Annotated in this window: 20 protein-coding genes; 8 read left to right on the forward strand and 12 right to left on the reverse strand. The window is 72.4% G+C overall.

The window, feature by feature from the left end; translation table 11 throughout:
* Positions 1-43: 43 nt before the first annotated feature.
* From AC067U_RS06730 to AC067U_RS06740, 3 genes are all read right to left on the reverse strand, one after another.
* Positions 44-547, reverse strand: a complete 504-nt coding sequence (locus tag AC067U_RS06730; protein ID WP_478828557.1) for a hypothetical protein — start codon at positions 545-547, stop codon at positions 44-46.
* Between the two features lie 76 nt (positions 548-623).
* Entirely contained in the window at positions 624-1505 is an 882-nt protein-coding gene (locus tag AC067U_RS06735; RefSeq protein ID WP_478828558.1) for a helix-turn-helix domain-containing protein, read from the reverse strand.
* A 204-nt stretch (positions 1506-1709) separates the two neighbouring features.
* Positions 1710-2174, reverse strand: coding sequence for an ATP-binding protein (locus AC067U_RS06740; protein ID WP_478828559.1), 465 nt, complete (start codon positions 2172-2174; stop codon positions 1710-1712).
* 111 nt (positions 2175-2285) lie between these two features.
* Here AC067U_RS06740 and AC067U_RS06745 point away from each other — a divergent pair, with 111 nt between their 5' ends.
* Positions 2286-3134: a helix-turn-helix domain-containing protein gene (locus tag AC067U_RS06745; RefSeq protein ID WP_478828560.1), complete on the forward strand. Its 849-nt coding sequence runs from the start codon at positions 2286-2288 to the stop codon at positions 3132-3134.
* Positions 3131-3394: a DUF397 domain-containing protein gene (locus tag AC067U_RS06750; protein ID WP_478828561.1), complete on the forward strand. Its 264-nt coding sequence runs from the start codon at positions 3131-3133 to the stop codon at positions 3392-3394. The genes AC067U_RS06745 and AC067U_RS06750 overlap by 4 nt, the downstream gene beginning before the upstream one ends.
* 36 nt (positions 3395-3430) lie before the next feature.
* On the opposite strand, the gene AC067U_RS06755 is transcribed toward AC067U_RS06750, so the two are convergent.
* From AC067U_RS06755 to AC067U_RS06780, 6 genes are all read right to left on the reverse strand, one after another.
* The gene (locus AC067U_RS06755; RefSeq protein WP_478828562.1) at positions 3431-4117 is read right to left on the reverse strand and encodes a hypothetical protein; all 687 of its coding nucleotides are present in this window, start codon (positions 4115-4117) and stop codon (positions 3431-3433) included.
* 248 nt (positions 4118-4365) lie between these two features.
* On the reverse strand, positions 4366-5382 hold the full coding sequence (locus tag AC067U_RS06760; protein WP_478828563.1) for a LacI family DNA-binding transcriptional regulator: 1017 nt from the start codon (positions 5380-5382) through the stop codon (positions 4366-4368).
* The gene (locus AC067U_RS06765) at positions 5379-7028 is read right to left on the reverse strand and encodes a glycoside hydrolase family 13 protein (protein WP_478828564.1); all 1650 of its coding nucleotides are present in this window, start codon (positions 7026-7028) and stop codon (positions 5379-5381) included. Before AC067U_RS06765 ends, AC067U_RS06760 begins: the two co-directional genes overlap by 4 nt.
* Before the next feature lie 222 nt (positions 7029-7250).
* Positions 7251-8114, reverse strand: a complete 864-nt coding sequence (locus AC067U_RS06770) for a sugar ABC transporter permease (protein ID WP_478828565.1) — start codon at positions 8112-8114, stop codon at positions 7251-7253.
* Positions 8108-9100 carry a carbohydrate ABC transporter permease gene (locus AC067U_RS06775; RefSeq protein WP_478828566.1) on the reverse strand — a complete coding sequence of 331 codons (993 nt, stop codon included), beginning with the start codon at positions 9098-9100 and terminating at the stop codon, positions 8108-8110. The genes AC067U_RS06770 and AC067U_RS06775 overlap by 7 nt, the downstream gene beginning before the upstream one ends.
* A gap of 8 nt (positions 9101-9108) precedes the next feature.
* Complete coding sequence (locus tag AC067U_RS06780) at positions 9109-10383, reverse strand: extracellular solute-binding protein (RefSeq protein WP_478828567.1); 1275 nt, start codon at positions 10381-10383, stop codon at positions 9109-9111.
* A gap of 292 nt (positions 10384-10675) precedes the next feature.
* Here AC067U_RS06780 and AC067U_RS06785 point away from each other — a divergent pair, with 292 nt between their 5' ends.
* The 3 genes from AC067U_RS06785 to AC067U_RS06795 all read left to right on the forward strand — a co-directional run bounded on the left by AC067U_RS06785 (position 10676) and on the right by AC067U_RS06795 (position 14387).
* Complete coding sequence (locus AC067U_RS06785) at positions 10676-12307, forward strand: glycoside hydrolase family 13 protein (RefSeq protein ID WP_478828568.1); 1632 nt, start codon at positions 10676-10678, stop codon at positions 12305-12307.
* 26 nt (positions 12308-12333) lie between these two features.
* The gene (locus AC067U_RS06790) at positions 12334-13356 is read left to right on the forward strand and encodes a LacI family DNA-binding transcriptional regulator (protein WP_478828569.1); all 1023 of its coding nucleotides are present in this window, start codon (positions 12334-12336) and stop codon (positions 13354-13356) included.
* A 140-nt stretch (positions 13357-13496) separates the two neighbouring features.
* Positions 13497-14387: a phosphatase PAP2 family protein gene (locus AC067U_RS06795; RefSeq protein ID WP_478828570.1), complete on the forward strand. Its 891-nt coding sequence runs from the start codon at positions 13497-13499 to the stop codon at positions 14385-14387.
* A 54-nt stretch (positions 14388-14441) separates the two neighbouring features.
* Here AC067U_RS06795 and AC067U_RS06800 read toward each other — a convergent pair whose 3' ends face one another.
* Complete coding sequence (locus tag AC067U_RS06800; RefSeq protein WP_478828571.1) at positions 14442-15287, reverse strand: patatin-like phospholipase family protein; 846 nt, start codon at positions 15285-15287, stop codon at positions 14442-14444.
* Between the two features lie 123 nt (positions 15288-15410).
* Here AC067U_RS06800 and AC067U_RS06805 point away from each other — a divergent pair, with 123 nt between their 5' ends.
* Complete coding sequence (locus tag AC067U_RS06805) at positions 15411-16094, forward strand: TetR/AcrR family transcriptional regulator (protein ID WP_478828572.1); 684 nt, start codon at positions 15411-15413, stop codon at positions 16092-16094.
* 55 nt (positions 16095-16149) lie between these two features.
* Here the strand turns inward: AC067U_RS06805 and AC067U_RS06810 are convergent, their stop codons facing one another.
* Entirely contained in the window at positions 16150-19137 is a 2988-nt protein-coding gene (locus tag AC067U_RS06810; RefSeq protein WP_478828573.1) for a bifunctional [glutamine synthetase] adenylyltransferase/[glutamine synthetase]-adenylyl-L-tyrosine phosphorylase, read from the reverse strand.
* Positions 19138-19781: 644 nt separating this feature from the next.
* Here AC067U_RS06810 and AC067U_RS06815 point away from each other — a divergent pair.
* Both AC067U_RS06815 and AC067U_RS06820 read left to right on the forward strand, forming a co-directional pair.
* Positions 19782-21872 carry a PIG-L family deacetylase gene (locus AC067U_RS06815; protein ID WP_478828574.1) on the forward strand — a complete coding sequence of 697 codons (2091 nt, stop codon included), beginning with the start codon at positions 19782-19784 and terminating at the stop codon, positions 21870-21872.
* Positions 21873-22179: 307 nt separating this feature from the next.
* Positions 22180-23487, forward strand: a complete 1308-nt coding sequence (locus AC067U_RS06820) for a M20 metallopeptidase family protein (protein ID WP_478828575.1) — start codon at positions 22180-22182, stop codon at positions 23485-23487.
* A gap of 166 nt (positions 23488-23653) precedes the next feature.
* On the opposite strand, the gene AC067U_RS06825 is transcribed toward AC067U_RS06820, so the two are convergent.
* Positions 23654-23782 (reverse strand): hypothetical protein, encoded by a 129-nt coding sequence (locus AC067U_RS06825; protein WP_478828576.1) that lies wholly within the window; start codon positions 23780-23782, stop codon positions 23654-23656.
* Positions 23783-23907 lie beyond the last annotated feature (125 nt).

A 23907-nucleotide genomic window follows, 5' to 3' on the forward strand; every position in this document is an offset into this window, starting at 1 on the left:
CCCACTGCTGAGGCGCGGTCCGCGCAGCGTCCCGGGGCGCGAGTCAGCCGAAACCGAGCTCGGTGAAGGCACAACCCCCGCGTTCGGCGTGGGGCAACACCTGTCGGGATACGAGTTGCGGCGCCTGCCGGAAGTACTGGCGGAAGCCGGAGGCACGGAATTTCACATCGAAGGCGTGGCCTTCGATGTGCCAGAGCGGAACGTGGGCAAAGTTCGGGCGGGCATCGTCAGGCGCCAGCCGGTGCACCCCGTCGATCTCCAGATCCAGGGCCAGACTCTTGAAGTCGAGGTCACCCTCGAAGTCGAAGACGTCTTCGAAGACGAGTGTCACCGGGGAGACCCAGAACGAAAAGTATGTGGCGGGCGGGACCGGGTAAACCCAGCGCACGATGTAGTCGAGGTCGAGGAGAAGACGCGGCAGGACGTCGTCGGTCGGCTGGACGGACAGGCCGTGGATCGTGGCGTCGTGCCAGCCCATCTCCTCGAAGTCCGCATCGCTCCAGACGCTCTTGGAGAGCCCTGATTCCCGGTGGCTGCCGTTACCCATGCCCGAATCCAATCAGACCGCTCCAGGGAGACAGTCCGGGGACAGAGGCGGGCGGGCGGGGCCGGGGCCTTGTGGTTCAGGCCGCCGTGGCGGACGACTCGGAGGCGCAGTCCACGCAGCGGCCCGGGGTCCGGGCGCGGATGGCTCGGTCGCAGCCGTCGCAGGTCCGGAGCGGGTGCAGCGGAAGGTCCGGGGGCAGCGGTTCGGACGGCGCGGAGGCCGGGAGGGCAGGCGGCAGGAGTTCCCGCAGCCGGTGCGCGAGTAGTGCGGCGGGGGCGCGGATCGGCTCCGGCGGGAGGCCCCCGGCCAGCACGCCGCTGATCACGGCCGGCCGTACCCCGCGCTCCAGCCAGGCCGTGGCGGCGGGGGCGAGGCGAGTCACGTCCCGTTCGGAGAGGATGAGGCGGGGGTCGCGGAGCCGTAGCCGGGCCAGCAGTTCCGCCGCCTGGGCGTGCAGCTCGGGGTCTGCCGTGCCGGAGGGCTCCGGCAGCCGGTAGTCGGGCTCGTCGGGAGCCGCCGGGGCCGCCGGGGCTTCCGGCGCCGCCTCGGATTCCGCAGCCTTCGGGGCCTCCCACTTCCGGGCGGGCGGCTGCGGCGGGGGCTCGTCGTCCCTGCGCAGGGCGAGCGGGATGTTGTAGGAGATGACGTGGCTGACCACCCGCCCCGAGGGGAGCCGCTCGCGATAGCGGGCGAGGTAGCCGTGCCCCTCCAGCTCCCGCAGGGCGGCGGCGATGCGTACCTCGCCCTCGGGGAAGCGCTCGCACAGCGTCTTGACCGTCACCTTGGCACCCGCCGGAAGCGACTGGATGTGCGTGGCCAGCCCGATCGCGGCGAGGCTCAGCTCGCGGTGCTGGGCAAGGTGGTTTCCGACCTTGACGTACCGGTCACGTTGGACACGGTTGTCGTGCCGGATGCCGTACGGGGCGCGCATGGGCGCGCTAAGCTGCAGATCAGCCATGGGGAAGGGGCTACTTCCTCTGCGGTGAGGCCCTCGGCCGGGATTGCCGTCCCGTACGGGGGCCGTTCGCATGTATGGGGTTTGGTAGGGCTGAGGCTTGCACGGCAATTGGCATATGCGCCAGCCCGGTTGGCCCATTTCACCCTTCCGGGTGAGAGGGGGAGGGGGGAGGTTGGCGAGGTCATTTCCCCCGGTCTTTTGTCATTAGGCGTCGAGCGGAACTGCGGCACGATCGGCCGGGTCCCGAGATCCTCGATCCGGCGCATTGTCGCCGGAGAGATCGATTTCCGCCCACACCGTTTTGAGGGGCGGCAACCCCTGATCCGTACCCCAGCGCGCGGCTAGAGCGGACACCAGGAGGAGTCCCCTCCCGGACTCGGCCTCCGGCGCCGGGGACGGGACCGCAACCGGCGGCACGGCCTCGGAGCGGGTATCGGAAACCTCGATACGGAGCGTGCGGCCGGGCCGCACGTCCAAGGACAGGAGGAAACCGCGTCCCGGTACGCGGCCGTGCGTCACCGCATTGCCGGCGAGTTCGGCGACGACCTGCGCCGCGTCCTCGAACGGCAGACGGTGATGCGCCAGTTGGGCAACAGCGAGCCGACGTGCGAGGCGGGCTCCGCGCGGGGTCGCGGGAAGGGTGACGGCGAAGGAGATTTCCTGATTCACGTCACTCAGCGTGGTCGGTCGCGCATAGCCTGAGAAGGGCCCGGGCCGCTGTGTACGACCTCTGTCCAGAGCGGTCCCGAGCTGTACCGCCGGTCCACGAGGAGGTGGAAGTTGAGCGCAGACGGCACGGACGAGTCGAGCTGGGAGCTCGATCCCGAGGACGAGTCCGGGACGGTGATCGCCGCGGTGGGGCGGCAGTTGAGAATGTGGCGCGAGGCGGGCGGTTTTGACCGTGCACAGTTCGCTGTCCGGATGGGATATAGCCAGGAACTGATCTACAAGATCGAGCGCGGCGCACGCATTCCCCGTCCCGAGTATCTGGACAAGGCGGATGAGATCCTTGGCGCCTCGGGGAAAATCGCGGCGATGAAGACGGATGTCGAGAAAGCCCGCTATCCCAAGAAGGTTCGAGATCTGGCCAAGTTGGAGTCCAACGCAGTTGAGCTGGGCGCGTACGCGAACATCGTCGTGCATGGCCTACTTCAGACCGAGGAGTACGCCCGCGCACTGTACGACCTGCGTCGGCCGGCCTACGCCGAGGGTGAGGTCGACCGTCTCGTCTCTGCGCGGATGGCCCGCCAGAGCCTTATCCGCCAGCAGCCGTCCCCTCTCCTGACCGTGGTGCAGGAGGAGGCAGTGCTTCGCCGCCCAATCGGGGGCAAGATGGTGTTGAGGCGGCAGCTGCAACATCTGTTGGCACTCGGCAGGCAACGACATGTGGAGATCCAAGTCATGCCCATCGACGTGGAGGAGCACGCTGGGCTTGCCGGGTCGCTCCAACTGATGCGCCTCAGGGATGGAACGACCGTCGGACACAACGAAGTTCAGCTGGTCAGTCGGCTTATCACCGAGCCGAAGGAGATCCAGATCCTTGAGATGCGCTATGGCATGATCCGAGCGCAGGCTCTCACGCCACGGGAGTCCCTGACGTTCATGGAGAAGGTGCTAGGGGAGACATGAGCATGAAGCCATCAGCCAGGGACTTTTCTGCACTGACGTGGGTCAAGAGCAGCTACAGCACCAACGACGGCCCCGAGTGCGTGGAGGTCGCCTGGTTCAAGAGCAGCTACAGCCCCAGCGACAGCAACGACTGCGTCGAGGTCGCCGGCACCCCCGGCGCAGTCCTCGTCCGGGACTCCAAGCGCCCGCACCACGCGCACCTCAGCCTGTCCCCCGCCGCCTGGGGCGCGTTCCTCGGGCTGGCCGCCGCGCGCGACTGACGGGGCCCGGCACCGGCCGCGCGCGGCAGACTGACCTCAGACGCCTCGCGCGGCAGCCAGCCGCCAGTGCCGGTGGAGCTGCCAGGCCGTGTACGCCACGACCGGCACGGCGACCACCGGCACGACCCACGAGGGCACGTCGAGCCACAGGGCGAGGAATCCCACGGCGAAGCAGGTGATCGTCACGACGGCGAGCAGCACCCTGCCGTACGGGCGCCAGGTGAAGGGCGCGTGGTCCTCGGGCCTGGCCAGCCGCACCGCGCCGAAGACGAGCCCCAGGGCCGCCAGGGCGCCCGCGAGCGTGCCGAGGGCGACTGTCATCTGGGCCTCGTCTCGGGGTTCGTCGGCCGAACTCTGCCGGGCATCGCCCTTGCTGATCGTCATGACGTCGCCGCGCCAGACGGTACCGGTGATCCGGTCTCCCGGCCGGAGGTCCCGCAGCAGCGGGTCCTGATCACCGAAATCCACGAGGCCGTTCCAGAAGGGCGCGCCGGACAAGGTCGCCGACAAGTGGGGCTCGTCGTGCTTCCCGTCGTTCAAGCTCGTCGTCACCACGGTGAACGGGACCGTGCGCAGGCAGTCCTCCCGCTCCGCCACGGCCGCCCGGGCGGGGCACGGCTCGGCCGCCCCGTAGTCCCGGTACCGCTCGATATCGGAGGGCAGCCATGCCGCGAACACCCCCCAGCAGGCCGCTGCCGCGATCAGGGCCGCGACAATCAGCAACGCCCCTGCCGACCGCGCCCGCACACCCCCTGATGCCGGACGACCCGTTTGATCCCGCTGGTCCGTCCCCACTGCTTCCATCACGTGCCTCCCCCCGTGCGCTCCGATGCTCCGGAGCCCCCTCCGCCAGCGTCACCGGAGGGAATCAGTCCGTCAAACGAGGCGCACACGACAGCGCCGGGGCCCTGGACAGCGGGCCCCGGCACCTGGCGGGGTCTCGGGGATGTGCCCCGAGTTCGTGGGGCCCCTTAAAGGGCAGGGGCCTGGGCGGTGGAGCCGCGTACGACCAGCTCCGGCTGGAAGACGAACTCCGTGCGCTGGACCGGCGTACCGCCGACCGCCTCCAGCAGGGCGCCGACCGCGGCCGTCGCCATGGCGCGCACCGGCTGGCGTACGGTCGTCAGCGGCGGGTCGGTGAACGGGATCAGCGGGGAGTCGTCGAAGCCGACGACCGAGACGTCCTCCGGCACGCGCAGGCCCCGCTCGCGGGCGGCGCGTATCGCGCCCAGCGCCATCGGGTCGCTGCCGCAGACGATGCCGGTGCAGCCGCGGTCGATCAGCGCCCCGCCCGCGGCGTGACCGCCCTCCACCGTGAACAGGGTGGGCTGGACGTCCGCCTCACTGCACGGCAGGCCCAGTTCCGCCAGGGCCGCCCGGAAGCCCTCCGCCTTGCGGGCCGAGGGCACGTACCGGGTCGGGCCGATGGCCAGGCCGATGCGTTCGTGCCCGAGGTCGGCGAGGTGCCGGACCGCCATGCGGGCGGCCGCCCGGTCGTCCGGGGAGACGAAGGGCGCGTTCACGTGCTCGTTGAAGCCGTTGATCATGACGAAGGGCAGACCGCGCGCCACCAGCCCCTGGTAGCGGGCCGGGTCGGCGGCAGCGTCGGCGTGCAGGCCGGACAGGAACACGATGCCGGTGACCCCGCGCTCCTCCAGCTGCTCGACCAGCTCGTCCTCGGTGGCCCCGCCCGGGCTCTGCGTGCACAGCACCGGCGTGTACCCGTGCCCGGCCAGCGCCTGTTCGATGACCTGCGCGAAGGCCGGGAAGATCGGGTTGGTGAGCTCGGGGATGAGCAGGCCGACCAGGCCGTTGCTGCGACGGCGCAGCCGGACCGGGCGTTCGTAGCCGAGCAGGTCCATGGCGGCCAGCACCTTGTGCCGGGTCGCGGCCGCCACGCCCGCCTTGCCGTTGAGCACACGGCTGACCGTCGCCTCGCTGACCTGGGCCTGCGCGGCGATGTCCGTCAGCCGGAGAGGTGAGGTCACCCCGACGTCACCTGCCACCACACCGTGGTGTCGGCCGGCAGTACGCCGCCCTCGGCCGCCTCACCGCTGGACAGCAGGGCCTCGCCGGCCACGGGGAGCGTGACCGCCGTGCCGGTGGTGTTGGCGGTGCAGAGGAACTCCCCGCGCCGGAAGACCAGGACGCCCTCGGGCGCCTCCTGCCACTCCACCGACTCGCCCGCGCCCAGGTCCGGCCGCTCACGGCGCAGCCGCAGGGCCTCCCGGTACAGCTCCAGGGTGGAGGAGGGGTCGCCGGTCTGCGCCTCGACGCTCAGTCCCGCCCAGGAGTCCGGCTGCGGCAGCCAGCTGCCGCCGGTGCCGAAACCGTACGGGGCCTCCGTGCCCGACCACGGGATCGGTACGCGGCAGCCGTCGCGGAAGCCGTCCTGGCCGGCCGCGCGGAAGAACGACGGGTCCTGGCGGACCTCGTCCGGCAGGTCGGTGACGTCGGGCAGGCCGAGCTCCTCGCCCTGGTAGACGTAGGCCGAGCCGGGCAGCGCCAGCATCAGCAGGGTCGCCGCGCGGGCCCGGCGCAGGCCGAGCTCGCGGTCGCCGGGCTCGCGCAGCTGGGTGCCGAGGCCGGCCGGGTTGGCGAACCGGGTGGCGTGCCGGGTGACGTCGTGGTTGGACAGCACCCAGGTGGTGGGGGCGCCGACCGGGCGCATGGCGGCCAGCGAGCCGTCGATCACCTCGCGCAGCGCCGCCGCGTCCCAGTCGGCCGTCAGGTACTGGAAGTTGAAGGCCTGGTGCATCTCGTCCGGGCGCACGTACCGGGCGGTGCGCTCGACGGTCGGGGTCCAGGCCTCGGCGACCAGGACGCGCTCGCCCTCGTACTCGTCGAGGATCCGGCGCCAGGAGCGGTATATCTCGTGGACGCCGTCCTGGTCGAAGAACGGCATGATGTCGTTGCCGAGCAGCTTGAGCTGGTCCTTGGCACCGATGTCGGGCAGGCCGGGGGCCTTGACCAGGCCGTGGGCCACGTCGACGCGGAAGCCGTCGGCGCCCAGGTCCAGCCAGAAGCGCAGGATCGAGCGGAACTCGTCCTGGACGGCCGGGTGCTCCCAGTTGAAGTCGGGCTGCTCGGGCGCGAACAGGTGCAGGTACCACTCGCCGTCCGCGACGCGGGTCCAGGCGGGGCCGCCGAAGATGGACTCCCAGTCGTTGGGCGGCAGCTCGCCGTTCTCGCCCTTGCCCGGGCGGAAGTGGAAGCGCTCGCGCAGCCGGGAGCCGGGGCCCTCGCGCAGCGCCTGCTTGAACCAGTCGTGCTGGTCGGAGCAGTGGTTGGGCACGAGGTCGACGATGATCCGCAGGCCCAGGCCGTGGGCCTCGCGGATCAGCGCGTCGGCGTCGTGCAGGGTGCCGAACATCGGGTCGATGGCCCGGTAGTCGGCCACGTCGTAGCCCGCGTCGGCCTGCGGGGAGGCGTAGAAGGGGCTGAGCCAGACGGCGTCGACCCCGAGCTCCTTGAGGTAGGGGAGTCTGCCGACCACGCCCGCGAGGTCGCCCATGCCGTCGCCGTTGCCGTCGGCGAAGCTCCGGGGGTAGACCTGGTAGATCACCGCGTCTCTCCACCATCCCGTGTGCGTGCCGGTGGTCGGTGCGGCGGGGGCAGCGAGGTGCTGGGTCATGTCATCCCTGAGGTTTCGGGGTGGGACGGCGCCGCCGTGGTCGGGGGCGGTGCCGTGCTGGAACGGGTACGTGCGTCGGGCGGTGCGTGCGTCGCGCGGTGTGCGCTTCGGGCGGTACGCGCGTCGGGCGGTGCGTACGTCGGGCGGTGTGTGCTCGGGGCGGGCCCGGGCCCTGTGCGGAGGCCCGGGCCCGCGGGGACCGCGGTGGGGTCAGCCCCGCGGTCAGCCCTTGGTGGCGCCGGCCGTCATGCCGGCGACCAGGTGGCGCTGCGCGAAGACGAAGAACACGGCTGCGGGGATGGCGATGAGCACCGACGCGGCGGTCATCGCACCCCAGTTGGAGGTGTACTGGGTGACGAAGGTCTGCAGACCGCCGGCCAGGGTGAGGTTCTCCTCGCCGACCATGAAGGCGGAGGCGTACGCGACCTCGCCCCAGGCGGTGACGAAGGAGTAGAAGCCGGTGACGGCCAGGCCGGGCTTGGCCAGCGGCAGGATCAGCCGCCAGAAGGTGCCGAACGGGTTGAGCCCGTCGACCCGGCCCGACTCGTCGATCTCGACGGGGATGGTGTCGAAGAAGCCCTTCATCATCCAGGCGCAGAACGGCACCGCGATGGTGAGGTACGTGATGATCAGGCCGAGCGGCTGGTTGAGCAGCCCCATGTCGCCCATCAGGTTGTAGAGCGGCACGATCAGGATGGCCATCGGGAACATCTGCGTGATGAGCAGGGTCCACATCAGCGGCCGCATACCGGGGAACTTGAAGCGGCTGACGGCGTAGCCGGTGGTGGCGGCGATGAACACACCGAGGACGGTGGTGACGCCGGCGACCAGGACCGAGTTTCCGAACCAGTCGAGGAAGTGGGTGTCGCCGATCAGGTACTCGTAGTTGGCGGTCGTCGGGTTCTTCACGAAGTCCGTGGTGAGCGCCTGGTTCGCGGGCTTGAGCGAGGTCAGCAGGACCCACAGCACCGGGAAGACGGCGATGACGGACGCGACCACGAGGGTGGCGTGCAGGCCGACGGAGGCCAGCGGCGAGCGCTGTCCGCGCGGGCGGGGGTTGCGTACGGAGGTGGCCACGGTCACCACACCTCTCCCTGCTTGCGCAGCGAGCGCCGGTAGACCAGCGCGAACAACATGAGCAGCAGCAGGATCAGCACGCCCCAGGCGGCCGAGCCGGCGAAGTCGCGGGGGCTCTCCACGAAGGCCTCGCGGAAGGCCTGGGTGACCAGGATCTCGGTGGCGTCGCCCGGCCCGCCCCGGGTGAGCAGGAAGATCACCGGGAACATGTTGAAGGTCCAGATGGTGGAGAGCAGGATCACCGTCATGCTGACGGCGCGCAGGCCGGGCAGGGTGATGTGGCGGAACCGCTGCCAGGCGCTCGCGCCGTCCATCTCGGCGGCCTCGTAGAGCTCGCCGGGAATGGACTGCAGGCCGCCGAGCAGCGCGACCATCATGAAGGGGACGCCCAGCCACACGTTGACGGAGACGACCGCGATCTTGGCCCAGGTCGGGTCGTCCAGCCAGGGGACGCCCGCGATGCCGCCGCCTTCCAGCAGCTTGTTGAGGATGCCGTTGTCGCGGTTGAAGAGGAACCGCCAGGCGAAGACGGAGACGAAGCCGGGGACGGCCCACGGGAGGATCAGGGCCATCCGGTAGAAGCCCCGGCCGCGGAAGCTCCGGTTGAGCATGTTGGCCAGGGCCAGGCCGAGCACGAAGGTGATCGACACACAGGCGACGGTCCAGATCACCGTCCACACCAGCCGCTGCATGAACACCGGGTCGCCGAGCACGGCCGTGTAGTTGTCGAGACCGACGAACTCGTACGTGGCCTCGATGTGGTTGGCGCCGATGGTGCGGGCGACGTTGCGCTCGTTGGCGTCGGTCAGCGACAGGTAGACGCCGCGGACCAGCGGCCAGCCGATGATCACGCCGAGGACGAGCACCACGGGGGCGACCATCGTCCAGGCGTACCAGTGGGTGGCCAGTGCGCGGCGGAGCCGCCCGCGGCTCGGGCCGCGGGTGATCTCCTCACCCGCGGCCTCCGCCACCGACTGGCTGGTGTGGACAGCCATCGTGATCCTTACTTCCAGCCCTTGAGGATCTTGCGGAACTCGGCGCCGGCCGCCTTGGCCGCGGCCTCCGGGCTCGACGCACCGGTGACGGCCTTGGTCCACTCGACCTTCAGCGGCTCGAAGAGGCTGCCGTTCTCCGGGATCCAGGCGCGCTCGACGGCCTTGTCCACGGCGGGCTTGAAGAAGGCGACCATCTCGTTGCCCTTGACGTCGGGCTGCTCGTAGGCGGCGGTCCGGGTCGGGAGCAGGCTGAGCTCCTTGGTCGTCTGCACCTGGACCTGCTGGGAGGTCATGTACTCGACGAAGGCGTGCGCGGCGGAGCGGTTCTTGGAACCGGCGTAGACGGCGAGGTCGTGGCCGCCCTGCGGGGCGCCCTGGGCGGCGGAGCCGGCCGGGACGGGGGCGACGCCGAGGTTGGCCTTGTCCTTGAACTGCTCGCCGGCGTAGGTGTCGGCCACCGCCCACGGACCGTTGATCATCATGGCGACCTGGCCGGTCTTGAAGGCGGTCTGCTGGTTGACGTAGCCGTCGGTGGCGTTGGTGGTCGCGGCGCCGGAGGTCACCAGGTCGCGGGCGGCCTTGAAGGCCTTCACGCCGGCCTCGTTGTCGACGGTGACCGTCTTGGTCTTGGCGTCGACCAGGTCGCCGCCCTCGCCGTAGAGGTAGGGGAGGCTCCAGTAGGAGTCGTCGCCGCGGAGGTAGAGGCCGGTCTTGCCGGTCTTCGCCTTGATCGTGGCGGCGGCGGTCTTCAGCTCCTCCAGGGACTTCGGGGGCTGGACCCCGGCGTCGGCCAGCATCTTCTTGTTGTAGAAGAGGCCGAGGGTGTCGATGACCTGCGGGACGGCGTAGGTCTTGCCCTCGTACTTGCCGCTGGCGGCCGCCTGCTTCAGGAACTCGGCGTCGACCTTCTTGGCGGTCCCGGCGGGCACCTCGTCGAGGTAGCCGAGCGAGGCGAAGTCGGCGACCCAGCCGACGTCGGCGCGGATCACGTCGGGCGCGTCGGAGCCGCTGCTGAAGGCGTTCTTCACCTTGTTCTGCGCGTCGCCGTACGGGACGTTGACGTACTTGACGGTGACCTTCGGGTGCTGGGCGGTGAACGCCTCCGCGATCTTCTGGAAGGTCGCCTTCTCGGCATCGCCGGAGGTGTCCCACCAGGTGACCGTGCCGGAGAGCTCCCCGCCGGTCTGGACGTCGCCGCCGCTGTCCTTGTCGTCACCGCCGCAAGCCGTCGCCGCGAGCGCCAGGGCCGCGACCAGCGCGGTGGCCGCTATGCCACGCCGCATATGAACTCCTTCGATGATCCCGGCCGCGCCCTCGCGGTCCCGAGTTGCCAGGAACGTAACAAGGCTGAAAGCAGACCGAAAGACCTTGCCGCAATTTTCTGCAAGCGGAGGCGATTGTTACATCCGCGTGTCCGTACGGTGCCCCCCGCGTTGACCCGGTATGACCCAGGAGCTCACCGATCGCGCCTCTGCAAGCGCTTACTGCAAGGCCGGAAGCGACGCCCCGAGCGCTGCAAGCGCTTGCCGCAACGCTGCCGATGCTGCCGCCGGGGCCGCCGGCGGCGGGGCCGCGGTGAGCCGCGGCTGGTGGCGGGACGCCGTGATCTACCAGGTGTACGTCCGCTCCTTCGCGGACAGCGACGGCGACGGCATCGGCGACCTGCGGGGGATCCGCCGCCGGCTGCCGCACCTGGCCCGGCTCGGGGTGGACGCCGTCTGGCTGACCCCCTTCTACGCCTCCCCGCAGGCCGACGGCGGCTACGACGTCGCCGACTACCGGGCCGTCGACCCGCTCTTCGGCGAGCTCGCGGACGCCCGCGAGCTGGTCCGCGCGGCCCACGCCCTGGGCCTGCGGGTGATCGTGGACGTGGTCCCCAACCACACCTCCGACGAGCACGCGTGGTTCAAGGAGGCGCTCGCCGAACCTCCCCCCGCCTCCGGCGGTGGGGGTACCCCCGGCGCAGCCGGGGGGAGGACCCCCACCCGCCGGGACCGGTACCACTTCCGGCCGGGCCGCGGCCCCGGCGGCGCCGAGCCCCCCAACGACTGGGAGTCGGTCTTCGGCGGCCCCGCCTGGACCCGGGTCACCGGCCCCGACGGCACCCCCGGCGACTGGTACCTGCACCTGTTCGCCCCGCAGCAGCCGGACCTGAACTGGGAGCACCCCGAGGTCGCGGAGGAATTCGAATCCGTGCTGCGCTTCTGGCTGGACCTCGGCGTGGACGGCTTCCGGGTGGACGTCGCGCACGGCATGGTCAAGGCCCCCGGGTTCCCCGACGTGGGCGCCGCCGAGCAGGCCACCCTGATCGGCTCCCAGCCGCTGCCCTTCTTCGACCAGGAGGGCGTGCACGCGATCCACCGCTCCTGGCGGGCCCTGCTCGACCGGCACAGCACGCCCGGCGCCGAGCGCATCGGGGTCGCGGAGGCGTGGGCGCCGAGCTCGGAGCGGTTGGCGCGGTACGTCCGCCCCGACGAGATGCACCAGGCGTTCAACTTCCGCTTCCTGAAGTGCCCGTGGGAGGCCGCCGCCATCCGCACCGTGATCGACGAGTCGATGGCCGCCACCCACGCCGTGGGCGCCCCCACCACCTGGGTGCTGTCCAACCACGACGTGGTCCGCCACCGCACCCGCTACGGCTCCCTGCGCCGGGCCCGGGCCGCCGCCCTGCTGATGCTGGCCCTGCCCGGGTCGGCGTACCTCTACCAGGGCGAGGAGCTGGGCCTGCCGGAGGTCGCCGACCTGCCGCCGCACGCCCGCCAGGACCCGGCGTACCGGCGCACCGCCGGCCAGGACGGGCTCCGCGACGGCTGCCGGGTGCCGCTGCCCTGGTCCGGCAGCGAGCCGCCGTACGGCTTCGGGCCCGGCGGGAGCTGGCTGCCGCAGCCCGCCGACTGGGCCGGACTGACCGTGGCCGCGCAGACCGGCGACCCGCACTCCACGCTGGAGCTGTACCGCGCGGCCCTGGAGCTCCGCCGGGAGCTGCCCGGCCTCGGCTCCCCCGACGCCGGCCCGCTGCGCTGGCTGCGCTCCCCGGAGGGGGTGCTGCTGTTCTCGCGGCCCGGGTTCGCCTGCACGGTCAACACCCGCCCGGATAGGGTGGAAATGCCCGTTCCGGGGCGTCCGGTGCTGTCCAGCGCTCCGGTCGAGCCGGGTGCCCGTAGCGTGCTGCTTCCCGCGGATTCGTGCACGTGGTGGGCAGTATGAGCGAAGGCCCGGTAAAGTCCGGCCCTATGACCGCGCGGCTTGCCGACATCGCAGCTCAGGCGGGGGTCAGCGAAGCCACGGTCAGCCGGGTCCTGAACGGCAAGCCGGGTGTGGCCGCGGGCACCCGCGAGTCCGTGCTGGCCGCGCTCGACGTCCTCGGGTACGAACGGCCGGTGCGGCTGCGGCAGCGCAGCGCCGGACTGGTCGGGCTGATAACCCCCGAGCTGGACAACCCCATCTTCCCGGCGCTGGCCCAGGTCATCGGACAGGCGCTGACCCGGCAGGGATACACCCCGGTGCTGGCCACCCAGACCCCCGGCGGCTCCACCGAGGACGAGCTCACCGAGATGCTCGTCGACCGCGGGGTCTCCGGCATCATCTTCGTCTCCGGACTGCACGCCGACACCACCGCCGACATGACCCGCTACGACCAGCTGCGCGGGCAGGGCGTTCCGTACGTCCTCATCAACGGCTTCTCCGACAAGGTGCAGGCCCCCTTCGTCTCGCCCGACGACCGGGCCGCCATGCACCTGGCCGTGACGCACCTCACGGCCCTGGGCCACAGCCGGATCGGGCTGGCGGTGGGGCCCAAGCGGTTCGTGCCGGTGCTCCGCAAGATCGAGGGTTTCCGGGCCGCCGTCCAGGAGCGGCTGGGCCTCTCCGAGGCGGAGGCGGAAGAGCTGGTCCAGCATTCCCTGTACACGCTGGAGGGCGGGCAGGCCGCGGCGACCGCGCTCATCGCGCGGGGCTGCACGGCGATCGTGTGCGCCAGCGACATGATGGCGCTGGGCGCCATCCGGGCCGCCCGGCAACAGGGGCTGAGGGTCCCGCAGGACATTTCGGTCGTCGGCTTCGACGACTCCCCGCTGATAGCTTTCACCGATCCGCCGCTCACCACCATCCGGCAGCCGGTGCAGGCCATGGGGCAGGCGGCGGTCCGGACGCTGCTGGAGGAGATCGGCGGTACGCCCGCCCCGCACAGCGAGTTCGTCTTCATGCCGGAGCTGGTGGTCCGGGGCAGCACCGCCTCCGGGCCGGGCCGGGCCTGAAGCGGGCCGCCGTCCGCATATCCGGAGCCGCCTCGGGAGGGGCTCCCGCACGTGTCGTCCTGAAGGTGGACGGGCGGGTCGGAAGACCGTTCCGAGGGAGGATCGGCCGCGGTGTCGGCCATCTGGCAGACTCTCTGCCCATGGGTGAATCGAGCGTGAAGACACTGGGAACCCGGACGGACACCTCGTCACCCGCCACAAGCGGAACGGAGTCCCGCCCGGCTGACCGGCGTGCGACGCTGGACCGGCTCCGCGCCCCCCGCCGTCCCCGGATCTGGTTCGAGATCCTGCTCATCGCGGTGAGCTACTGGACGTACTCGCTGATCCGGAACTCGGTGCCCGAGCAGAAGGCGGCCGCGATGCGGAACGCCGACTGGATCTGGGAGGTCGAGCGCACCCTCGGCATCGCCGTGGAGCAGACGGTCAACCACACCGTGAACTCGGTGACCTGGCTGATCGTGGGCATGAACTACTACTACGCCACGCTCCACTTCATCGTGACCATCGGCGTGCTGGTGTGGCTCTACCGCCGGCACCCGGGCCGCTACGCCGCCACCCGGCTGGTCCTGTTCGCCACGACCGGTGTGGCCCTGGTCGGGTACTACCTCTACCCGCTGGCGCCGCCCCGGCTGATGAACGGCCAGGATTTCATCGACACCGTACTGGTGCACCACACCTGGGGCTCGATGGCCTCCGGCAACCTCAAGAACATGTCGAACCAGTACGCGGCCATGCCCTCCATGCACATAGGGTGGTCGCTCTGGTGCGGCCTGACGATCTTCGCCGTGGCCGCCGCGCCCTGGGCGCGGATCCTGGGGCTGCTCTACCCGGCCGCGACCCTCGTGGTCATCGTCGCCACCGCCAACCACTTCTGGCTGGACGCGGTCGGCGGCATGCTGTGCCTGGCCTTCGGCTACGCCGTCTCGCGCTCCTGGTACGGCGCCCTCCCCCACCGTCTGCCCCGGCACCCCCGGGAGACCGGCCCCCACCCGGCGGCGGCGCTGCTGCACCGGGTCAGGGCCCGGGCCTGAGCGAACGCCGGCCGTACCGGGCCCCCGCCCCGAACCCCGCCTGACCTCCGGGCGCTACGGGTTCCACACCTCCGCCACCGCAGCCGCGCACGCGGCGGCCTGGGCCCGCCCGGCACGGGCCGCGCCGGCCCGGCTGTCCTGGTCCAGCATGTTGCGGCCCATCGCCTTGCGGGCGGTGCGGTCCGGGGAGAGGACGGCCACCCGCGTCCCGGCTGCGGCCAGTTCGGCACCTTGGGCCGGGGCGCTCGGGTGCGGGCCCACCGCGTTGGGGATCGGCGCGAGGGCGACCACCCGCTCGCAGCCGCTCGCGAGGTGCACGTTGGCGGTCGAGCGGCAGCCGCCGTCCATCCAGCGCCGCCCGGCGGCCGGCATCGGCGGCCAGACCACCGGCACCGCGCAACTCGCCGCGACGGCCTCGCGGAGGGGGACACCGGAGCCGGCGGCGAACACTTCCAGCTCCCCGGTCAGGGCGTCGATCGCGGTCAGCCGCAGGTCCCGGCCCCCGCGGGGCCACTCCCGTACACCGTCCAGCAGGACGTCGAGGGTGTCGCGGACCTCCGACTCCGGGACCGTACGGGCGGCCAGCGCGGCCCGGCCGAGCCGCCGGACCGCCCGCTCCGGGTCGCGGGAGCCGAGAGCGGCCCACAGGAACCGGAGGGTCTGGCCCGCGGTGACCTCGGCGTCGACCGCGCACGCACCGGCCAGCTCGCCCTCGTACAGTTCCGCGATGCCGGTGCCGGCGCCGAGCCGGGCGCCGAGCACCGAGCCTATGGAGGTGCCGATGACCACCTCGGCGCGCGAGAGGTCGACACCGGCATCGGCCAGTCCGGCCATCATGCCGATCTCCCACGCCCCGCCGACCGTCCCGCCGCCGCCCAGTACCAGGGCCGTCTTCGCCATGGCCGCCACCCCTCCCCCGAATCAAAACGGGGAGTATCCCCCGTTTCTGCGGCCGAGGGTACCATCCGTACCGGGGAGCAGTCCCCGGTACGTCGGGGAACGAGGAACACGGAGGAGTCGGGAATGACGGAAGCCAAGGAGCGGACCGGGGCGGCGCCGGGCCCGGACGGGCCGGTGCGGCGGGACGCGCGCCGCAACCGCGAGGCACTCGTCGCGGCGGCCCGCACGGCCTTCGCCGCGCACGGCCTCGACGCCCCGCTGGACGACATCGCCCGCCGGGCCGGCGTCGGCAACGCCACCCTGTACCGGCACTTCCCGACCCGCGCCGCCCTGGTCGAGGAGGTCTTCCGGGGCGCCCTGGCCGGGACGGTGACCGCCGGGGAGGAGGCCCGCGCCGCCGAGGACGCGTGGTCGGGCCTGACCAGCTACCTGGAGGCGGTGTTCACGGTGCTCGCCACCGACCGGGGCACCAACGACCTGATGACCACGGGCCTGGAGGGGGTCCGTTCGCTGGACGAGGTGCACGTGCACAACGGCGAGACGGTCCGGCTGCTGCTGGAGCGGGGCCGGCGGGAGGGCACCGTACGGCCCGACCTCACCACCGAGGACCTGCTGTTCACGCTGGCCGCCCTCGGCCGCGCCGTCCCGGCGCTCACCGCCGTCGCCCCGGACGCCTGGCGCCGCTACCTCTCGCTGTTCCTGGACGGCCTCCGCCCGCAGGCCACGGCACTGCCGCCGGCACCGCTGAGCGGACCCCAGCTCGCGGACGTCCTCCGCGAACTGGGGCCGCACCGGTCCAAGGGCTGAAGGGGCCCGTGTGCCGGTACCGGTACGCCGGTACGCGGGCGCACCGGGCGTACCCTTACGCGCCGTAGAACAGCTCGTCGACCACCGCGCGGGCGCGGCGGGTGATGCGGCGGTAGTCGTCGAGCATCTCGCCCACCCGGCCTTCGCCGTAGCCGAGGTAGCGGCCGACCGCGGCCAGTTCGCGGGCGTCGGCGGGGAAGGTGTCGCCGGCCCGGCCGCGGACCAGCATCACCGCGTTGCGGACCCGGGTGGCCAGGACCCAGGCCTCGTCGAGGATCTGGGCCTCCTCGGTCGGGATCAGTCCGGCGGCGCCGGCCGCGGCCAGTGCCGTGCGGGTGCGGGTGGTGCGCAGGCCCGGTTCGACCCAGCCGTGGCGCAGTTGGAGCAGCTGGACCGTCCACTCCACGTCGCTGAGGCCGCCACGGCCGAGCTTGGTGTGCAGGGTGGGGTCGGCGCCGCGCGGCAGGCGTTCGGACTCCATCCGCGCCTTGAGCCGGCGGATCTCGCGGACGGCGTCCTCGCCGAGCCCCTCCACCGGGTAGCGCAGCGGGTCGACGAGCTCGGTGAAGCGGCGGCCGAGGTCCTCGTCGCCGGCGACCGGTTCGGCCCGGAGCAGGGCCTGGCTCTCCCATACCAGCGACCAGCGCCGGTAGTAGGCGGCGTACGAGGAGAGGGTGCGGACCAGCGGGCCGGAGCGGCCCTCGGGGCGCAGGTCGGCGTCGATGAGCAGCGGCGGGTCGGCGGTGGGCAGCTGGAGGAGGCGGCGCATCTCGGCGATGACGGTCTGGGCGGCCTTCGCGGCCTCCTGCTCGTCGACGCCCTCGCGCGGCTCGTGGACGAAGAGGACGTCCGCGTCGGAGCCGTAGCCGAGTTCGTGGCCGCCGAACCGGCCCATGCCGATGATCGCGAACCGGGTGGGCAGGGTCTCGCCCCACTGGTCGCGGACGGCGGCGCGCAGCGCTCCGGCGATGGTGGCGGCCGTGAGGTCGGAGACGGCGTCGCCGACCCGGTCGACGAGGGCGCCGGGGTCCTCCATGACGGGCTGGTCCTCGGTGCCGTACGAGGCGATGAGGTCGGCCGCGGCGGTACGGAACAGCTCGCGCCGGCGGACCCCGCGGGCGGCGGCGACGCCGGCCTCGGCGCCGTCGGCGCGGCCGACGGCGGCCAGCACCTCCTGTTCCAGGGCCTCGTGGGTGCGGGGCTGCAGGCCCTCGGGGTCGCCGAGCAGGGCCACCGCCTCGGGCGCGCGCATCAGCAGGTCGGGGGCGAACCGGCCGGCGGACAGCACCCGGGCGAGGTTCTCCGCGGCGGCGCCCTCGTCCCGGAGCAGCCTCAGGTACCAGGGGGTCTTGCCGAGGGCGTCGGACACCTTCCGGAAGTTCAGCAGGCCGGCGTCCGGGTCGGCGGAGTCGGCGAACCAGCCGAGCAGCACCGGCAGCAGGGTGCGCTGGATCGCCGCCTTGCGGGTGACTCCGGAGGCGAGGGCCTCCAGGTGGCGCAGGGCGGAAGCCGGGTCGGCGTAGCCGAGGGCCTCCAGTCGCTGGCCGGCGGCGGCCGGGGAGAGCCGGATCTCGCCGGGGGCGAGCTGGGCGACGGCGTCCAGCAGCGGCCGGTAGAACAGTTTCTCGTGCAGCCGGCGGACCACGGAGGCGTGCCGCCGCCAGGCCTTGTTGAGCTCGGCGACGGGTTCGGTGCGCAGGCCCATGGAGCGGCCGAGGCGGCGCAGGTCGGCCTCGTCCTCGGGGACGAGGTGGGTGCGGCGCAGCCGGTAGAGCTGGATGCGGTGCTCCATCGCCCGCAGGAAGCGGTACGCGTCGCCGAGCTGGGCGGCGTCGGCGCGGCCGACGTAACCGCCGGCGGCGAGGGCGTGCAGGGCGTCGAGGGTGGTGCCGGAGCGCAGGCCGGCGTCGCTGCGGCCGTGCACGAGCTGGAGCAGCTGGACGGCGAACTCGACGTCGCGCAGGCCGCCGGGGCCGAGTTTGAGCTCGCGGTCGACGTGCGAGGCCGGGATGTTGTCGACGACGCGGCGGCGCATCTGCTGCACGTCGGCGACGAAGTTCTCGCGTTCCGCGGCCTGCCAGACCATGGGCGTTATGGCTTCGAGGTAGGCGGCGCCGAGGTCGGCGTCGCCGGCCACCGCGCGGGCCTTGAGCAGGGCCTGGAACTCCCAGGTCTTGGCCCAGCGCTGGTAGTAGGCGAGGTGGGAGGCGAGGGTGCGGACGAGGGGGCCGTTGCGGCCCTCGGGGCGGAGGTTGGCGTCGACGGGCCAGATGGTCCCCTCGACGGTGGTCTCGGAGCAGATCCGCATCAGGTGGGAGGCGAGCCGGGTGGCGGCCTGCAGGGCCTTGCCCTCGTCGGCGCCGTTCGCGGCGTCCCCCACGAAGATCACGTCGACGTCGGAGACGTAGTTGAGCTCGTTGCCGCCGCACTTGCCCATGGCGATGACGGCGAGCCGGCACTGGGCGGCGTCCGCGGGGGCGGCGGCGGAGGCGATCCGCAGGGCCGCGCGGAGGGTGGCGGTGGCGAGGTCGGCGAGCTCGGCCGCGGTCTGGGCGACGTCGGTGGTGCCGCAGACGTCGCGGGCGGCGATGGAGAGCAGGCAGCGGCGGTAGGCGACCCGGAGGGTCACCGGGTCGTGGGCCTCGGCCAGCCCCTCCTCGAACTCGGCGAGGCCGGGGTGCAGGTCGGCCGCCTCGTAGGTGACCAGCGCCTGCCAGTCGCGCGGGTGGCGGGCCAGGTGGTCGGCGAGGGCTTCGGAGGCGCCGAGCACGCCGAGGAGCCGGTCGCGCAGCGGCTTGGCGGTGACGAGGGTGGACAGCAGGGCGGGCGGGTCACCCTCCTGCTGCGCCTCGGCGAGCCGGACGAGGCCGCGCAGGGCGAGGTCGGGGTCGGCGGTCGCGCCGAGGGCGTCGAGCAGGACCGGGTCGTCGCGTACGGCGGCCAGCGCGTCGGAGTCGAGTAGCCGCGCGGCGGCCTGGGGGTCGGTGAACCCGCTGCGCAGCAGCCGGATGAAGGTGCTGCTCCTGCGTCCCGGGACCGTCATCCCGCCGCCTTTCGTCCCGCTCCTGAACCGTGGTGCCCTTGATCCCGTTGATCCCGTCCGAGCCTATCCGCAGCACGCCCGCGGCGCCGGACCCCCGCCGCCACTGCGTCAGATCCCGCCGCGGCCGGTGTCCGGGGCCCGCTTCGGCACCGCAGGGCGCCGCGAACGACCCCGACGTGGCGAAGATCACACGACCGGCCGGTTCGCGGGGCGGCGGCGCGGGCAGCGCGGGCGGATGACCTCGTACGGACCGACCGGCGGCCGGGCGCCGAATCCGTGAAGGCTACTCTGCCGTAACCCCGAACACCCGCCCCGACCAGGCCTTTTCCTGCCACGCAGGCCAAGGTCCGGGCACTGCGGGCGGGCGGCGATGCGACATCGGACCGCACCGTGAATCGGTCGATAAGGCAACGAACCGCCGTGATCATGATCAATCACAGATGATCGCGGACAAGCTGACGCCCACTCACCGTCCGTATCCCGGGCGATTTTTCCTTTCACAAATGCGCGGGGCACAATCACCTCCGGTCGCAACCGGAATGAGTGGAGTCATCGGCTGACGCGGTGAACCAAGTTCCCCGTATTGACCTCTATCTGACTGCTCGGCGAATTTCCGCACCGTACCGACCAATCAGGGGTGACTGATGCTTCCCGCCCTCCGCATCCGCCTCGCGGCCCTGCTCACCGTCGTCACCGCCGGGGCCACCGGCGTCCTCGCCGTCGCCTACGGCCAGGAGACCGGAGTGGACGCCGCGCGCGAACCCGCGGACCGGAAGACGAGCATCCGTCCGGCGGGCGCCGGCGACGGCTCGGTACTGCAGATCGTCGCCCACCCCGACGACGACCTCTTCTTCATGAACCCGGACGTCAGCCGCACGCTGCTCGCCGGGACCAAGGTCACCACCACCTACCTCACCTCCGGCGAGTCCGACGGCATCAACGCCAAGGGCAAGGAACCCAAGCCCCCGGCCGACACCGCCGCCTACGCCGAGGCCCGGCAGAACGGCATACGCGCCGCCTACGCCGAGATGGCCACCGGCGACCGCACCTCCGCCTGGAACCGCATCTCCATACCCACCGCGGGCGGCGGCCAGGCCGAGGTCGACACCCTGATCGCCAAGCCGCAGGTGAACCTGGTGTGGCTGCAGCTCCGCGAGGCCGGCCACATCGGCGCCGACCGTCCGCACAGCCTGCGCGGCCTGTGGAACGGGCGGATACCCGCCCTGAACTCCGTGCTCACCAAGGACAGCCCGGTCAAGCAGCCGTTCACCTACAACAAGGACCAGGCGATAGCCACCATCGCGGCCGTCATCGAGCGCTACAAGCCGACGACGATACGCATGCAGGACCCCACGCCCGGCAAGCACCCGAAGAGCGGCACCCCGGACGACCACCAGGACCACATGTACGGCGCCCGGTTCACCCAGGCCGCCGTCGAGCGCTACGCACAGGTCAAGAACCGCCCGCACTTCACGGTCCAGAACTACCTCGGCTACCACAACGGCGTCCTGCCCCGGAGCCTGGACCCCCAGACGGTCCAGGCCAAGGTGAACTCCCTCCGGACCTACGGCTGGGCCGACCACCGGAACACCTGCGGCTCCGCCTTCGGCTGCGGCGACCGCAAGGTCGGCAACCTGCCGACCGGTCACATCTGGGCGCACAGCATCCGCTACACCCGCGCCGACAGCACCTCCTGGCTCGTCCAGGGCGCCGGCGGCAAGCTGTGGGCCTTCGCCTCCCTCGACGGCCGGATGGCGTACTGGACCCGGGCCGGCGCCGGTCCGCAGGCCGCCTGGACCGGCCCGGTGCTGCTCCCCGGCACCGGCATCGACCCGGGCGTCTCCGCCGCCCGCCTGCCCGACGGCCGGATCACGGTCGTCGGCACCCGCACCACCCTCGGCCAGCGCCCGCAGGACTACCGCCGCGAGGTCGTGTACGCCGTTCAGAACGCGCCCGACGGCGAGTTCGGCCCCTGGCAGTCGGCCGGCACTCCGGAGGTGGCCGACACCGACGGATTCTCGGCGATCAGCGGGCCCGCGGTCGCGGTGGGCCGCAACGGCCTGCTGACCGTCTACGTACGCGACGCCAAGCGCAGCCTGCGCTCCGCCACCCAGCTGCCGGCCGGGAACTTCGGCCCGTGGCAGCGGCTGGGCGGCGGCGACCTGCAGAGCGACCCGGTGGCCGCGACCGATGCCGCCGGCCGCACCCACGTCTTCGCCTCCACCGGCCGCACCATCCTGGCCTGGACCCGGCCGGCCCCGGACGCCCCGCTCCAGGGCCCGTTCGTGACCGGCCTCCCGCCGACCACCGTCCCGCTCACCGCGGTACCGGAGGGCCAGGGCGTCCGGCTGTACTTCCGCCGCCCCGACTCGGGCACGGTCCGCTCCGCCCTGATCACCCCGGCCCCCGCCGGCAAGCCGACCGTCACCCCCGTGACCGAGCACGGCGGCCAGGCCGGCTACGGCGCGGTGAGCGTCGCCGGCCCCCTGCTCTCGGGCCGCGCGGACAAGGGCACCGTGGGCTCCACCCTGCTGGCCGGCGCCCCGTCCTGGGCCCAGTCCCAGACGATGTTCACCGGTGCTCCGGCGGGCCTGGTCGAAGCCACCGGCACCACCACGGCGGTCCTCGGCATCGACGCCCGCCTGCACGCCACCACGGTCCCCGGGACCCCGCCCGCCACCACCTCCACCCCTTCCGGGACCCCGCGCGCGACCTGGCGCCCGGTCGTCAACTAGCCCCGACGGGGCGGAACACGGAACAGCGTGAGAGCCGGGGCACCCGCCGGGTGCCCCGGCTCTCTCGTACGGCGGAAGCCATCGACCCGGCCGACCCGCACCGTCCTCCGACTCCGGCCACCGGCCACCTCCCTCCGACCACCGACCACCGCCCTCCGGCATCCGGCATCCGACATCCGGACGCAAAGTAACCGGACCTTCACTATCCGGTTGCTCGGTGATCACGAATGGCCGATGCTGGGCCTCGCCCGTCCCCGCGCCCGCGCACGCGGCCGACGGACCGACAGCATCCAGGGGGATCACACGCATGACCGAAAACCACGGGTCGGCTCCCGGCCGCCGCGTCGTCCTCGGCGCAGCCGCCGGCGCCGCCGCCGCACTCGCCTCGGCCGGCACCGCCCACGCGAGCGGCCGCGGCCCCGGCCGGTCCCGCATCGCCCAGTCCGCCGTGGACCGGGCCGCCGCCCGCCTCGACGCCGACCTGATCGCCGTCCGCCGCGACCTGTACAAGAACGCCGAAACCGCCGGCCAGGAGGAGCACGTCGCGGGCGTCATCGCGACCCGGCTGCGCGCCGCCGGACTGGAGGTGGAGCCGGTCGCCGGGTACGGCGTCGTCGCCGTGCTGCGCGGCGCCCTGCCCGGCCGCACCGTCGCCTACCGGGCCGACGTGGACGCCGTCCCCGCCAACGGGGTCCAGCGCAAGCCCGACGGAACACCCGGTGCGACCGTTCCGGTGCACGCCTGCGGCCATGATCTGCACGCCACCATCGGCATCGGAGTCGCCGAGGTCCTGGCCGGCCTGCGCCACCGCCTCGCGGGCACCGTCGTCTTCCTCTTCCAGCCCGCCGAGGAGACGCTTCAGGGGGCTCGGGCGATGATCGACGCCGGCGTCCTCGACCGGGACCGGCCGCGTGAGATCCACGCCCTGCACTGCGGCCCGTTCCCCGTCGGCACCTTCGCCGTCACCCCCGGGGTCGGCCTTCCCGGCCAGGACGAGGCCACCGTCACCTTCGGCGGCTCCGACCGGGCCGCCAACGCCGCCGCCTTCGCGGCCGCGTACGAAGCCTTCGGCACCGTCCCGTTCCCGAAGGACAACGCCGACCTCGAACGGCTCGTGACCCAGGTCCGCACCCCGGACGGCCCGCTCGCCGAGTTCCTCGTCACCAGGGCCCAGGCCAACCCCAAGGACGAGGGCCAGTTGCGGGCCGGCTACCGCTGCTGGCCCGAGTCCCGCTGGCCGGAGGTCCGCGAGCGGATCCGTACCCTCGCCCGCACCTTCCCCGACACCACCGTGGTCTTCCGGCCGGAGCCCCACCCGGCCCTGATCTGCCCCGAGGACGACGCGCACGCCCTCTCCCGGCACCTGCGCCACCGGCTCGGCCCGCGCGCGGTGACCACCCTGCACGCCGCGTTCCCCTTCAACGGCGAGGACTACAGCCTCTTCCTGAAGAAGATCCCCGGCACCTACACGTTCCTCGGCGTCCGCACCCCGGGCGCCCCGATCGACACCGCCTTCCCGCACTACCCGGCCTTCACCCCCGACGAGCGCGCCATCGGCGTGGGCGTCCGCGCCATGGCCGGCTGGCTCGCCGAACGCACCGCCCACCGCGCCTGACCTTCCGCCGGAAAGACCCGTGGGGCCCCTGATCACGGATCGGGGGGCCCCACGGTGTCCGGGCCAGGCGCAGCCCGCCGGGCTGTGCCTGCAGCACCCGCAGCGGCTGATTCAGGCTGCCGGGGCTTCCTAGGCCTCATCCGCTCCCGCCGATGTCAGCGGTCGGCTACCACCAGGCCCACTTCCTCTTCCGGACCTCCCGGAGCTTGGCCTCGGCCTTCCTCCACTCCTCACGGCAGATGACGTACTTCGACCAGGATCCCTGGTGGTCGTGGCAACGGCGGCTACTCTTCATCGCTGGCCTAGTACACCGACCGCACCCTGCCGACGCCAGAATGTGAGGTCGATGGGCGCAAAGAGGTAGCAGCGGAAGCACGCCGCCTCAGGTGGAATGCCTGAGGGTGACGCCTAGAATTCGCG

This window comes from Streptomyces sp. NPDC043853 (assembly GCF_056436025.1).

Excerpts from the sequence above, each read along its gene's own strand:
- AC067U_RS06765 (WP_478828564.1), bottom strand. The coding sequence starts at position 7,028 with ATGACCCAGCACCTCGCTGCCCCCGCCGCACCGACCACCGGCACGCAC.
- AC067U_RS06780 (WP_478828567.1), bottom strand. The coding sequence starts at position 10,383 with ATGCGGCGTGGCATAGCGGCCACCGCGCTGGTCGCGGCCCTGGCGCTC.
- AC067U_RS06815 (WP_478828574.1), top strand. The coding sequence starts at position 19,782 with ATGCTTCCCGCCCTCCGCATCCGCCTCGCGGCCCTGCTCACCGTCGTC.
- AC067U_RS06775 (WP_478828566.1), bottom strand. The coding sequence starts at position 9,100 with ATGGCTGTCCACACCAGCCAGTCGGTGGCGGAGGCCGCGGGTGAGGAG.
- AC067U_RS06790 (WP_478828569.1), top strand. The coding sequence starts at position 12,334 with ATGACCGCGCGGCTTGCCGACATCGCAGCTCAGGCGGGGGTCAGCGAA.
- AC067U_RS06825 (WP_478828576.1), bottom strand. The coding sequence starts at position 23,782 with ATGAAGAGTAGCCGCCGTTGCCACGACCACCAGGGATCCTGGTCGAAG.
- AC067U_RS06730 (WP_478828557.1), bottom strand. The coding sequence starts at position 547 with ATGGGTAACGGCAGCCACCGGGAATCAGGGCTCTCCAAGAGCGTCTGG.
- AC067U_RS06820 (WP_478828575.1), top strand. The coding sequence starts at position 22,180 with ATGACCGAAAACCACGGGTCGGCTCCCGGCCGCCGCGTCGTCCTCGGC.
- AC067U_RS06750 (WP_478828561.1), top strand. The coding sequence starts at position 3,131 with ATGAGCATGAAGCCATCAGCCAGGGACTTTTCTGCACTGACGTGGGTC.
- AC067U_RS06735 (WP_478828558.1), bottom strand. The coding sequence starts at position 1,505 with ATGGCTGATCTGCAGCTTAGCGCGCCCATGCGCGCCCCGTACGGCATC.
- AC067U_RS06800 (WP_478828571.1), bottom strand. The coding sequence starts at position 15,287 with ATGGCGAAGACGGCCCTGGTACTGGGCGGCGGCGGGACGGTCGGCGGG.
- AC067U_RS06795 (WP_478828570.1), top strand. The coding sequence starts at position 13,497 with ATGGGTGAATCGAGCGTGAAGACACTGGGAACCCGGACGGACACCTCG.
- AC067U_RS06805 (WP_478828572.1), top strand. The coding sequence starts at position 15,411 with ATGACGGAAGCCAAGGAGCGGACCGGGGCGGCGCCGGGCCCGGACGGG.
- AC067U_RS06810 (WP_478828573.1), bottom strand. The coding sequence starts at position 19,137 with ATGACGGTCCCGGGACGCAGGAGCAGCACCTTCATCCGGCTGCTGCGC.